Below are 12671 nucleotides of genomic sequence, written 5' to 3'. Positions count from 1 at the left end.
ACGAAGAACAACCGGACACGCACAGGACATGCAACCAGGAAACCAGAAACACACAAACCCGGCACAAGGAAACCACGCAACCCGAACAGGCCACGCACCCCCCACAACCGGCCCTGTTGCCTCAGGACCCAACAGTGTGCCAAACACGAAAACCAGCCCATCCCCGCCCGCACCGTTCCAGAACACCCAAAGAGCATCCGTACTAAACACAGGAAAAAACAAACCGGCCGCTATCTGCTGATATTCCACCCATGAGCACCCACCGCAGAACAGACGCCTGCGCAATGGGCTTTGCTTCCACACACCCCCGGACCATCCATGCAGACAGACCCAGAGGCGAAAATGGTGCTCCTTAGAAAGGAGGTGATCCAGCCGCACCTTCCGGTACGGCTACCTTGTTACGACTTAGTCCCAATCGCCGGTCCCACCTTCGACGGCTCCCCCCACAAGGGTTAGGCCACCGGCTTCGGGTGTTACCAACTTTCGTGACTTGACGGGCGGTGTGTACAAGGCCCGGGAACGTATTCACCGCAGCGTTGCTGATCTGCGATTACTAGCGACTCCGACTTCATGGGGTCGAGTTGCAGACCCCAATCCGAACTGAGACCGGCTTTTTGGGATTAGCTCCACCTCACAGTATCGCAACCCTTTGTACCGGCCATTGTAGCATGCGTGAAGCCCAAGACATAAGGGGCATGATGATTTGACGTCGTCCCCACCTTCCTCCGAGTTGACCCCGGCAGTCTCCTATGAGTCCCCGGCCGAACCGCTGGCAACATAGAACGAGGGTTGCGCTCGTTGCGGGACTTAACCCAACATCTCACGACACGAGCTGACGACAACCATGCACCACCTGTAAACCGACCGCAAGCGGGGCACCTGTTTCCAGGCGTTACCGGTTCATGTCAAGCCTTGGTAAGGTTCTTCGCGTTGCATCGAATTAATCCGCATGCTCCGCCGCTTGTGCGGGCCCCCGTCAATTCCTTTGAGTTTTAGCCTTGCGGCCGTACTCCCCAGGCGGGGCACTTAATGCGTTAGCTACGGCGCGGAAAACGTGGAATGTCCCCCACACCTAGTGCCCAACGTTTACGGCATGGACTACCAGGGTATCTAATCCTGTTCGCTCCCCATGCTTTCGCTCCTCAGCGTCAGTTAATGCCCAGAGACCTGCCTTCGCCATCGGTGTTCCTCCTGATATCTGCGCATTTCACCGCTACACCAGGAATTCCAGTCTCCCCTACATCACTCTAGTCTGCCCGTACCCACTGCAGAACCGGAGTTGAGCCCCGGTCTTTCACAGCAGACGCGACAAACCGCCTACGAGCTCTTTACGCCCAATAATTCCGGATAACGCTTGCGCCCTACGTATTACCGCGGCTGCTGGCACGTAGTTAGCCGGCGCTTCTTCTGCAGGTACCGTCACTTTCGCTTCTTCCCTACTGAAAGAGGTTTACAACCCGAAGGCCGTCATCCCTCACGCGGCGTCGCTGCATCAGGCTTGCGCCCATTGTGCAATATTCCCCACTGCTGCCTCCCGTAGGAGTCTGGGCCGTGTCTCAGTCCCAGTGTGGCCGGTCACCCTCTCAGGCCGGCTACCCGTCGTCGCCTTGGTAGGCCATTACCCCACCAACAAGCTGATAGGCCGCGAGTCCATCCAAAACCGCAAAAGCTTTCCACCACCACCGCATGCGCGGAATGGTCATATCCGGTATTAGACCCAGTTTCCCAGGCTTATCCCAGAGTCAAGGGCAGGTTACTCACGTGTTACTCACCCGTTCGCCACTAATCCCCCCAGCAAGCTGGAGATCATCGTTCGACTTGCATGTGTTAAGCACGCCGCCAGCGTTCATCCTGAGCCAGGATCAAACTCTCCGTTGAAGTAAAACAAAAACAGACACAACCACAACCACCGGAAATAACGGCAGAACGGCTGCACAAAATTTGAAACCAGCTGAAAACCAGACCCCACCCACAGGGGCGGACAAGGCCCGGCAAAATCAACCAATCCATAAAAACAAATCGGTATCAACAAACTTGGCACACTATTGAGTTCTCAAACAACAGACACAATCCGATTACTTCTCGGAAAAAATTCAATTGAATTTGTTCCGCATTTCCTCGCTGCGATGTTTCTACTTTATTTCATTCATTTCCACTTTGCAAATCCAGGATTTCTCCGGAAATTCACCCAACGGAATCGAATTTCCCCACAGAGTCGATAAATCATCCGATTCCAGATTTTCGGTCTACATCGGATTATTCACATTCAATGGGATTTTGCCGCAATTTATCCGCTTCAGCGGCAGCGACTCAGAAAACGATACACGCTCCCCCGGAGCCGCGCAAGTCGGCCCGGAGGGGCGTGCAATAGTCCGTCTCGGAGTCAGACAGCCACTTCGACAGTAGCCAGATTCTTCTTCCCGCGGCGCAGCAACAGGTACCGGCCGTGAAGCAGTTCCGCCCGGTCGATCACGGCGTCGGGGTCGGTTACCTTGTTGTTGTTCACGTAGGCGCCGCCCTCCCCTACCGTGCGTCGGGCAGCGGACTTGCTCTCGGAGAGTCCGGACGCAACCAGGAGGTCGACGATACCCAAGCCATCTGCGCCGATCGAGGCAGACGGCAGCTCGGCAGTGGCGGACGCCAAGGTCACTTCGTCCAGAACCGAGAGATCGCCGTTGCCGAACAGCGCAGCCGAAGCGGTAATCACCTTCTCCGTCGCGTCCACTCCGTGCACGAGCGACGTGACTTCGTAGGCGAGCCGGCGCTGGCCCTCGCGGGCGAACGGTCGCTCGGCAACAGCGGCTCCAAGTTCCTCAATCTCCGCGCGGCCAAGGAAAGTGAAGACCTTGAGGCGGTCAACGACGTCGGCATCCGCCGTGTTGAGCCAGAACTGGTAGAAGGCGTAGGGGCTGCACATGTGGGCATCGAGCCAAATGGCGTTGCCTTCGCTTTTACCGAATTTGGTGCCATCCGAGTTGGTGATCAGGGGCGTCCCCAAGGCGTGGACGGACTTCCCATCGACCTTGCGGATCAACTCCGTGCCACTCGTGAGGTTGCCCCACTGGTCCGAGCCGCCGGTCTGCAGCACGCAATCGTAGTCACGGTTGAGCTGGAGGTAATCCATGCCCTGCAGGATCTGGTAGCTGAACTCGGTGTAGCTGATGCCCTCGTCGGAGCTGAGACGGGAAGCAACGGCATCCTTGCGGAGCATGGTGCCCACCCGGAAGTGCTTGCCGATCTCCCGCAGGAAATCAATGGCGCTCAAGGGCGCGGTCCAGTCAAGGTTGTTGACCATGCGCGCCGCGTTGTCCCCCTCGAAGCTGAGGAAACGGCGGACCTGGGCCTGAAGGTAGCCGACCCACTCCGAAACGGTGTCCTTGGTGTTCAAGGTGCGTTCCGCCGTCGGGCGCGGATCCCCGATCAAGCCGGTGGAGCCGCCCACCAGGCCGAGCGGCTTGTGGCCGGCCAACTGCAGGCGGCGCATGAGCAGGAGCTGGACCAGGTTGCCGAGGTGCAGGGACGGCGCGGTGGGGTCGAAGCCACAGTAATACGTGATCGGGTCCCCGGCGAGAAGCTTTTCCAGTTCCGTTTCATCAGTGGAAACGTGGATCAGGCCGCGCCATTTGAGCTCTTGCCAGATGTTGGCAAAGCCCGGGTCGTTGTGTTGGGACTCGAGGTTGTTTACGTGTGACACGAGTTCTAAGTTAGCAGGATTGACGTTCGGCCTGCTTGCATGGCTCAGCGCTCGATACCCGCGGGCAATGGAGCGGCCGTGATGAGGCGCAACCGCTGCGTCGGACGGGTCATGGCGACGTAGAGATCGCCCACCTTCCCATGTTCATGGTTCAGCATGGCCGCAGGCTCAAGGACCACGACACCATCGAACTCCAGGCCCTTGGCTTCCTTGGGGCTGATGACCACGATGTCCTGGGAGTAGCTGCCCGCTCCAGTGCCCACGCGGTGTCCGTAGACCCCACGGAGGGCGGCTGCGGCGCGCGGCAAGAGGGCGCCGTCGGCAATCACGGCGAGAAGGCCGCCGTCGATCGCTTCCAGTTCCTCCGGAAGGACCTCGACGAGGCGGTCCACCATCCCGGCTTCGTCCACGCGATCCACGATGGGCGACCATTTGCCTTCCCGGACGGCCTTGGGTGCCGAGACGACGAGGCCGGCGCGGTTCGCCATACGGACTGCCGCTTCGGCGATCTGCGAGGGCGTGCGGTAGTTGACCGTGAGTTCTTCGAGCTGCCAGCGGTCCCCGAAGGACGGCGCGAGCGCACTCTGCCAGGAATTCGCACCGGCGGAGGAACTCGTCTGGGCGATGTCGCCGACGATCGTGAAGGACTTCAGCGGGCAGCGGCGGACCAACAGCCGCCACTGCATGGGCGAGAGCTCCTGCGCTTCATCCACCACGATGTGTCCGAACGCCCACGAACGGTCGCTCGTGGCACGTTCGGCCGCGGTCAGGCGCGTTTCGCGCTCCTGGTTCTGGTCCGCCAGTTCCTCGGCCGTCATCAATACGTCCACACCCATGGCCTCCATGTTGACCAGGGTCTGCTTGGCGTTGGCGATGTCGCGGGCACGGTCGTGTTCTTGCTGTGCCAGCCCCCGACCGGCGGCAGGATCCAGCTCGCCCAGGAGCTCGGCGGCCTCGTCGAGCAGTGGAACATCCGCTTCCGTCCACGGGGCGTCCGCCGGACGAAGCAGGAGGGCACGCTGGGCCGGGGTGAGGTGCGGGGTGCAGGCTTCCAGGATGGCTGGCTTGCTGAAGAGCTCGGAAACGAGTTTCTCGGGCGTCATGGGCATCCAGCAAAGGTTCAGGACGATCCTGACGTCGCGTGCCGAGCGGACGTCTTCGGCGAGGTAGGAACGGTCGGCATTGTTGCCGATGTTCGATTCCTCGACGATCTCCGTCAGCTGCTCCGTGAGTTCGCGCAACAGGATCTTCACGAACGTCACGCGCGCTTCGTTGTGCGGCTTGCCGGTGGCGCGTGCCCTGTCCCGGGCGCGGCGGACTTGCCGCACGGACAGCGTGAGCTTGCGCGAATCGACTTCGAGGATGCGGTCCTCGGCGGGAGTCCGCTGCCGGTTGGCCACGGCGTTGGCAATCACGTCGGCCATATTCAGCTTGCCTTTGAGCGCTGCGACGTCGGGATCGGTTTCCGGGACGGCATGGATGCCGGGCATGAGGCGGCCAAGGCTCGCCATGACGACGCCGGTCTCGCCGAGGGACGGCAGCACCCGCTCGATGTAGTGCATGAACGACGACGACGGTCCAACGAGCAACACGCCCGCGGACTTCAAACGGTCACGGTGGGTGTACAGCAGGTAGGCGGCGCGGTGGAGCGCGACGGCCGTCTTGCCCGTGCCGGGACCGCCCTGGACAACCAAGGCACCCGACATGGACGAACGGATGATCCGGTCCTGCTCGGACTGGATGGTGCCGACGATGTCCGACATGCGGCCGGTCCGCTTGGAATTGAGGGCGGCAAGAAGTGCGCCCTCGCCCTGGAGCGAGGCGTTGTCCGCCAGCATGCTGGCATCCAGGACATCGTCCTCGATCGCCTTGACCTCGCGGCCCTGCAGGATCAGGTGGCGACGACGGCGGACCCCCTGCCGGTCGAAGGCGGTCGCCTGGTAGAAGTGGCCGGCTTCCGGCGCACGCCAGTCGACCATGAGCCGCTGGAGGTCTGCCGTGGACAATCCGATGCGCCCGATGTACTGCGCCTCTCCGCTGTCCAGGTCAAGGCGCCCGAACACGAGACGGTCGTCGACGGCGTCGAGCTGGGCGAGGCGGTCCTCGTACAGTGCCGCGAAGGCGTCCCTTTCGGAAACGTTCTGCATGGTGCCCACCGCCCCGGCGCGCCGGACCTGCGCCAGCTGTTGGCGCTTTTCCTCCCGCAGCTCATCCAGACGCGAGTAGAGACCGGCCACGTACTCCCGCTCGTGGATCAAATCAGCGTCGTGCATCGAAACGTTCCCCTATCGAAAAAGACGGACCGTCCATTCTACAGCGGTTTTGCTTGACGTGCGTGAAACTGCCCGCCCGCCGGTGCGTCACACAATGTTCACCCGGCGCTAACCTCCTGAGCTGTTCCATCCGCACCCAGTGGTGCTTCAATGCTGCAATGCAGCACGACGTTGCCCTGACCCGACACGGCATCAGCCTGGTCCCGCTCTCCCCCGCACATGCCGGTCCGCTCTTCGATTTCGTGGACTCCGGGATGTGGTCCGGCATGGCCGCCGACCAGCCCTTGAGCGCCGCGGAATTGGCCGAACTCTTCGCGGCCCGCCTCGAAGATCCGGCAACCATGCCGTTTGCCGTCGTCGAGCAGCGTACGGGAGCACTGCTTGGAACCACGTCCCTGTGCGAGTACAGTCCGCGGCAGCAGCGCCTGGAAATCGGCGGCACTTTTTACGGGCGACCGTTTTGGGGCAGCCATGTCAATCCCGCCGCGAAGCACCTGCTGTTGGCGTACTCCTTCGATGTGCTGGACGTCCACCGCGTTGCCTTCCGCTGCGACGCCCGGAATACGCGCAGCGCTGCGGCCATCCAGCGGGCTCGGCGCCAGTTACGAGGGCACCCTGCGCGGGCACCGCTTCGCTCCGGACGGCAGCCGCTGCGACACCGCCGTCTTCTCGATCCTGCGCGAGGAATGGCCCCACGTGCGCGAGGCGTTGCTTGGCCGCCTCGCGCCCTTCGAACTGGCCGACAACCACTGTGCGTATGTCGCGGAACCGGCCCGGAGCGAACACGCGGCGTGACGGGTACTTCGCTGGCCTCCTACGAGGGCTTCTCGACGGCGCGGCTGCGGCCGGGCTTGTAGCGCGACACCGTGGGATCGCCGGAGAGCCAGAACCGCCACGGGTAGGCGGCGGAACCGCCGTCGCCCGACACTCCGACCCGGAGGCCGCTCGTGATTGCCGGTGGCACCGCCGGGCTTGCCGGAAGGTCGAGGCTGAACGGTGCAGCCAAGGCATCCCGGCCGCTGTCCGCCGTGGTCAGTCCCAAAGCGGAGGCAAGCCGCGCCGGCCCGCTGGCAAGATCGTTCAGCGATCTCGACGCCGGACGGCGGGACTGCGCCAAGGCTTGCCCGGCCACCACCTCCCCTGCCCGCAACAGCAGCGCGGACGCAACGCCGTCGGGCCCGCAGACGATGTTGGCGCAATAGTGCATGCCATAGGTGAAGTAGACGTACAGGTGGCCTGCGGGACCGAACATCGGAGCGTTCCGGGCGGTGGGGCCCCCGAAGGTGTGGGATCCGGGGTCGGGTTGGGCGGAGTCCCGCGGACCCAGATACGCTTCCACCTCGCTGAGCCGGACGGACACCGTGCCCTCAGGAGTCCGGTGGCTCAACACGGCGCCGAGGAGCAAAGGGGCCACGTCCCGCGGATCTCCGGAAAGAATCGCCCGGATGGCCTCCGTGGATTGGCGCTGCGTTGTCATGCCCAGACCCTAGCAAAAAATCAGTCAATCGGATCCGCCGCCGGCGATGTCCGATTCCCGCTAGGAAGGGCCCGGGGAAGCTGACAGGATGAAGTCATGGACTTTTGGCAACGCTACCGTGCCATCGATGCGCGGGACCCCCGGTTCGACGGCCAGTTCTTCACCGCTGTGCGCTCGACGGGCATCTACTGCCGGCCGTCGTGCCCGGCACGGACGCCCAAGGCGGAAAACGTGACGTTCTACGAAACCTCGGCCGCGGCCCACGAAGCCGGGTACAGGGCGTGCAAGCGCTGCCTTCCGGAGGCGGTCCCCGGCACTCCCGCGTGGAACCTGCGCTCGGACGTCGCGGGCAGGGCCATGCGGCTCATCAACGACGGCGCGATCTCCCGGGTCGGCGTCGAAGGGCTCGCCACCAGGCTGGGCTACTCCTCCCGCCAGCTCAACAGGATCCTCAGCCATGAACTCGGCGCCGGGCCGCTGTCCTTGGCGCGGGCCAGCCGGGCCCAGACCGCCAGGACGCTCCTGGTCTCCACCTCGATGAAACTCTCGGACGTGGCGTTCGCCGCCGGTTTCAACAGTGTCCGCCAGTTCAACGACACCATCAACGAAGTCTTCGCCCTGACTCCCACCGCGCTCCGGGCCACCGCGAATCCCCCGGGCCATCACGGCAAGCCTGGCGAGGCGACGTCCCTGACCCTGAACCTCCCCTACCGGGAGCCGTTCGATACGGGGATTTTCGATTTCCTCGCGGCCCGCGCGGTTCCCGGTGTCGAGCTGGCGGGTCCCGCAAGTTACACGCGGACCCTCCGCTTGCCCCGCGGCAACGCCGTGTTCACCGTGGAGTACGACGGCGGGGCGCGCGGCGGCGCGCTGACCCTCGCCGTCAGCACCCTGGATCTCCACGACCTTCCCGTGCTGTTGAGCCGGGTGCGGCGGTTGTTCGATCTCGACGCCGATCCCGTCGCCGTGGACGAGGCGTTGGCTTCCGATGCCCGGCTCCGCCCCTCAGCCCGCGATACTCCGGGGATCAGGGTCCCGGGTGCCGTGGACCCCCGGGAACTGTTGATCCGCGCGATGATCGGCCAGCAAATCACCGTGGCCGCCGCCCGGACCGCTTTGAGCCACCTTTCCGACGCCGGAACCCGCCTGCCGGAAGGGCACGCAGGACACGCACTGGGCCTGGACCGCCTGTTTCCCACGGCCGCGGAGATCGCCACCTCGGGCCGGGAACTGCTGAGGGGTCCGCAGCGGCGCATCGATTCCGTGCTGGCCGCGGCAGCAGCCATGGCCAGCGGGGACCTCGACTTCGACTACGGCGACGACCCCCAAACGCTCGCGGACAAACTGTTGCCGCTGCCCGGCGTCGGACCATGGACCGTGGGGTACGTGGCGATGCGGGTCATCGGCGACCCGGACGTCTTCCTGGCGAACGATGCAGCGGTCCGGAACGGCCTCAAGAACCTCGCGGCAGCGGAAGACCTGCCTGCCGATTTCCGCACCGTGAGCCCGTGGCGTTCTTACGCCACGATGCATCTGTGGCGGGCAGCCGCAAGCAAACGCGGAGGCGCTAGTGCGCCGCGGGAACGCTCGATGGCCACGGGAGAAGCTCAGGCAAGTCAACACCGTCCGCGTCAGCAGAGGCCCGCAGGCTCCCCAGGGTAGGTGTGCGCCCGGCGAGCCAGGCGGCGATATCCGTGATCATGCCGTTGATGGCGACAGACTGCCGGCCCGAGCCGATAACCAGTTGCGGGAGGCCAAGGGGCTGAAGAACGAACTTCTGGTCGGCCGGAACACGGGCGGAGAGGAAATCAAAGAGGTGCTCGCAGAATTGCCGGCTCCAGGCTTCCGGGCCGCGGCCGATCCCCAGGTCCGTGACGTGGATGACGAGTTCGCGCCAAAGCGCCAGGCCGCCGTCGAGCACGGTTCCGTTCCGGAAGCTGATCCGGGTGTTCCAGCCGGACTCCACGAGTCCGTCGAAGGCCCTCAGGGCCCGGGCAAGGGCGGCTTCGGTGGCGTCGCGGTGTTTGGCGAGGCTGTGACTCGCCGCCAGCTCAATGGCCTTCGTGCGACCCTCGTAGCCGCCGTCGTAGATGTCGATGGTCTCGCCGCGCGCGGCGTATTCCAGCTGCCTGGCCATGGCATTCGAGATGCCGGCGATGTGAGCCAGCACGTGGCCGCGGGTCCACCCGGGCAGCTCGGAGGGAGCTGCGACATCGGCGTCGTCGAGTTTGGCGACAACGTCGGTGACAGTGCCGGCTGCTTTGTGGAGCTCGGCAAGAAGCGCTGAGGTAGTGATCTCGGTCATAGCGCCATAGTATCCGACAGAGTTAACCGCTGTTAACGACGATTAACTGACAACGGCGGGCATTTCGCGGCAGCGTTTGCGAAAAACACCGCCGCGAATCCCCACCCGCCCCCTAGCCTCGCAAGCTCGGCCAGGGAACCCTGCGGGCGTGGGCCCATTGTTGTTACCCGGCGTAGCCGCGTACCGCTGCGAGTTCCGCTTCGAGGGCAAGCAGTTGGCGCTCGACGGCGGCCGGGGCCGTTCCGCCCTGGGAGTTGCGGCTGTTGAGCGAACCTTCGGTGCTGAGCACTGTGCGAACCTCGGGAGTCAAGTGCGCCGAAATGCCCGCGTACTCTTCGTCCGTCAGGTCCCACAGCTCGACGCTGCGTCCTTCGGCCAGCTTCACCGCGGCACCGGAGAGCTCGTGTGCCTCCCGGAACGGGACGCCCTGGCGGACGAGCCACTCTGCGATGTCCGTGGCAAGCGCGAAGCCCTGCGGGGCCAAGGATGCCATGCGCTCGGTGTTGAAGGTGAGCGTGGCGATCATGCCGGAAACAGCCGGGAGCAGCACTTCCAAGGTATCCGCCGCGTCGAAAACCGGTTCCTTGTCCTCCTGCAGGTCGCGGTTGTACGCGAGCGGCAGGCCCTTGAGCGTCGCCAACAGCCCGGTCAGGTTGCCGATGAGGCGCCCTGCCTTGCCGCGGGCGAGCTCGGCGACATCCGGGTTCTTCTTCTGCGGCATGATCGAGGACCCCGTGGAGTACGAATCATGGAGCGTCACGAAGGAGAACTCCTTGGTGGCCCACAGGATGACCTCCTCGGAAACCCGCGACAGGTCCACGCCGATCATCGAGCAGATCCATGCGAACTCGGCGAAGACGTCGCGCGAGGCAGTGCCGTCGATCGAGTTGTGCACCGCCGAGAAGAATCCGAGGTCCGCAGCGACGGACTCGGGATCCAGGCCGAGCGAGGAACCCGCCAAGGCTCCGGAACCATACGGCGATACACCGGCGCGCTTGTCCCAGTCCTGGAACCGCTGCACATCGCGCAACAGCGCCCAGGCATGGGCTAGCAGGTGATGGCTCAGCAGGACAGGCTGGGCATGCTGCAAGTGCGTCCGGCCAGGCATGGCAACGCCCTGGTGGGCCTTGGCCTGCTCCACGAGGGCATCGATCGTGGCGAGCACGCCACGGGCGATGATGCGGGCATGGTCGCGCAGGAACATGCGACCCAACGTGGCCACCTGGTCGTTGCGCGAACGGCCTGCCCGGAGCTTGCCGCCCAAGTGGGTTCCCGCGCGCTCGATGAGACCGCGTTCGAGGGAACCGTGGACGTCCTCGTCGCTCTCGGCAGGCTTGTAGGCGCCGCTCGCGACGTCGTCATCCAGCAGGGTGAGCGCCGCGAGCATGCCTTCGAGTTCGCCGTCGTCGAGCAGCCCGGCCTTGTGCAGCACCCGGGCATGCGCCTTGGAGCCGGCGATGTCGTAGCGGGCCAGCCGCCAGTCGAAGTGCGTGGACTTGCTCAGCGCGGCAAGCGCATCTGCAGGGCCGCCGGCGAACCGGCCGCCCCACAGCGCGCCGGTGTTTGTCGCTTCAGATTTGATCCCCGAACGCTCCCCAACCTCGCTGCGCTCGGCCGGGGACCCCGGCGTCCGTGGGCCTTGCTGCTGACTCACTTTCCTGAAACCCGCAGGTCGCGGCCTGCGGCGACCTTGGAGGACATTCCCCAGAGCTCGATGAAGCCCTTGGCCTGCGACTGGTCGAAGGTGTCGCCGGTGTCGTAGGTGGCGAGGTCGAAGTCATAGAGCGAGGTGTCGGAACGGCGGCCGTTGACGATGGCCTGGCCGCCGTGCAGGACCATGCGGATGTCGCCCGAGACGTATTTCTGGGTGTCCTCGATGAAGGCGTCCAAGGAGCGCTTGAGCGGGGAGAACCACTGGCCGTCGTAGACCAGCTCGGACCAGCGCTGGCCGACTGTGGCCTTGAAGCGGGCCTGCTCGCGCTCGATGGTGACGTCCTCGAGGTGCTTGTGGGCGGTGATGAGGGCCATCGCGCCGGGCGCCTCGTAGATTTCGCGGGACTTGATACCCACCAGGCGGTCCTCGACGACGTCGATGCGGCCAACGCCCTGGGCGCCGGCGCGGCGGTTCAGTTCCTGGATGACCTGGAGCGGAGTGCGCTTGACGCCGTCGATGGCCACCGGGACGCCGGCTTCGAAGGTGATGGTGACTTCGTCCGGCGCCGGCGGGAATTCCGGGGTGGCCGTGTAGTCGTAGATGTCCTTGGTGGGGGCGTTCCAGATGTCCTCGAGGTAGCCGGTTTCGACGGCGCGTCCCCAGACGTTCTGGTCGATCGAGTACGGGTTCTTCTTGGTGGTCTCGATCGGCAGTCCCTTTTCCTCGGCGAAGGCGATGGCCTTGTCGCGGGTCAGGGCGAGGTCGCGGACGGGTGCGATGCACTTCAAGTCCGGGCCCAGGGTCTGGATGCCGACCTCGAAGCGGACCTGGTCGTTACCCTTGCCGGTGCAGCCGTGCGCAACGGTGGTGGCACCGAATTCGCGGGCGGCCTTGACGAGGTGCTTGACGATCACGGGGCGTGAGATCGCCGAAACCAGCGGGTAGTGGCCCTGGTAGAGGGCGTTGGCCTTCAGCGTGGGCATGGCGTATTCGTTGGCGAATTCGTCGCGGGCGTCGGCCACGTAGGCCTCGACGGCGCCGCAGCCGAGGGCGCGCTGGCGGATGGTCTCCAGCGACTCGCCGCCCTGTCCGACGTCGACGGCCACGGCGATGACCTCGGCACCGGTGGCTTCACCGATCCAGCCGATGGCTACGGAAGTATCAAGGCCACCGGAGTAGGCCAGAACAATGCGCTCAGTCACGAGAGTGCTCCTTTGTTGTTGCTTGGTTCTTTTGAGTCAAATGCTTGGATCGGGCCGAAGGCCCGG

8 protein-coding genes, 1 rRNA gene and 1 pseudogene are annotated in these 12671 nt (G+C 64.4%); 3 read left to right on the top strand and 7 right to left on the bottom strand.

What is annotated here, in order from left to right; all coding sequences use genetic code 11:
• Window positions 1-356: 356 nt before the first annotated feature.
• The 3 genes from QRN45_RS13855 to QRN45_RS13845 form a co-directional block, all read right to left on the bottom strand.
• Window positions 357-1878, bottom strand: a 16S ribosomal RNA gene (locus QRN45_RS13855).
• Window positions 1879-2383: 505 nt separating this feature from the next.
• A complete protein-coding gene (tyrS, locus tag QRN45_RS13850) occupies window positions 2384-3694 on the bottom strand; it encodes a tyrosine--tRNA ligase (RefSeq protein WP_241708884.1) in 1311 nt (436 codons plus the stop codon).
• A 44-nt stretch (window positions 3695-3738) separates the two neighbouring features.
• Window positions 3739-5967: a helicase domain-containing protein gene (locus tag QRN45_RS13845; protein ID WP_241708877.1), complete on the bottom strand. Its 2229-nt coding sequence runs from the start codon at window positions 5965-5967 to the stop codon at window positions 3739-3741.
• A gap of 158 nt (window positions 5968-6125) precedes the next feature.
• On the opposite strand from QRN45_RS13845, the pseudogene QRN45_RS13840 reads away from it, so the two are divergent.
• Together QRN45_RS13840 and QRN45_RS13835 are read left to right on the top strand one after the other, a co-directional pair.
• A pseudogene (locus QRN45_RS13840) lies at window positions 6126-6500 on the top strand (GNAT family N-acetyltransferase); the annotation flags it as partial.
• 4 nt (window positions 6501-6504) lie between these two features.
• Window positions 6505-6762, top strand: coding sequence for a GNAT family N-acetyltransferase (locus QRN45_RS13835; RefSeq protein WP_284763726.1), 258 nt, complete (start codon window positions 6505-6507; stop codon window positions 6760-6762).
• Window positions 6763-6781: 19 nt separating this feature from the next.
• Here the strand turns inward: QRN45_RS13835 and QRN45_RS13830 are convergent, their stop codons facing one another.
• Window positions 6782-7444 (bottom strand): DNA-3-methyladenine glycosylase, encoded by a 663-nt coding sequence (locus QRN45_RS13830; protein WP_241708875.1) that lies wholly within the window; start codon window positions 7442-7444, stop codon window positions 6782-6784.
• A 96-nt stretch (window positions 7445-7540) separates the two neighbouring features.
• Here QRN45_RS13830 and QRN45_RS13825 point away from each other — a divergent pair, with 96 nt between their 5' ends.
• Entirely contained in the window at window positions 7541-9106 is a 1566-nt protein-coding gene (locus QRN45_RS13825) for an AlkA N-terminal domain-containing protein (RefSeq protein ID WP_241708873.1), read from the top strand.
• Here QRN45_RS13825 and QRN45_RS13820 read toward each other — a convergent pair.
• The 3 genes from QRN45_RS13820 to QRN45_RS13810 all read right to left on the bottom strand — a co-directional run bounded on the left by QRN45_RS13820 (window position 9012) and on the right by QRN45_RS13810 (window position 12605).
• Window positions 9012-9749: a maleylpyruvate isomerase family mycothiol-dependent enzyme gene (locus QRN45_RS13820; RefSeq protein ID WP_078105634.1), complete on the bottom strand. Its 738-nt coding sequence runs from the start codon at window positions 9747-9749 to the stop codon at window positions 9012-9014. The two genes, QRN45_RS13825 and QRN45_RS13820, sit on opposite strands and share 95 nt — an antisense overlap.
• 163 nt (window positions 9750-9912) lie before the next feature.
• On the bottom strand, window positions 9913-11403 hold the full coding sequence (argH, locus tag QRN45_RS13815) for an argininosuccinate lyase (protein ID WP_241708871.1): 1491 nt from the start codon (window positions 11401-11403) through the stop codon (window positions 9913-9915).
• Window positions 11400-12605 carry an argininosuccinate synthase gene (locus tag QRN45_RS13810; protein ID WP_078105636.1) on the bottom strand — a complete coding sequence of 402 codons (1206 nt, stop codon included), beginning with the start codon at window positions 12603-12605 and terminating at the stop codon, window positions 11400-11402. The genes argH and QRN45_RS13810 overlap by 4 nt, the downstream gene beginning before the upstream one ends.
• Window positions 12606-12671: the final 66 nt, after the last annotated feature.

The organism is Arthrobacter sp. efr-133-R2A-63, from assembly GCF_030209795.1.
GTDB classification, from domain to species: Bacteria; Actinomycetota; Actinomycetes; order Actinomycetales; family Micrococcaceae; genus Arthrobacter; species Arthrobacter bambusae_A.
The sequence above is the reverse complement of the archived record's forward strand: the minus strand, read 5'-3'. Positions and strand labels throughout refer to the sequence as shown.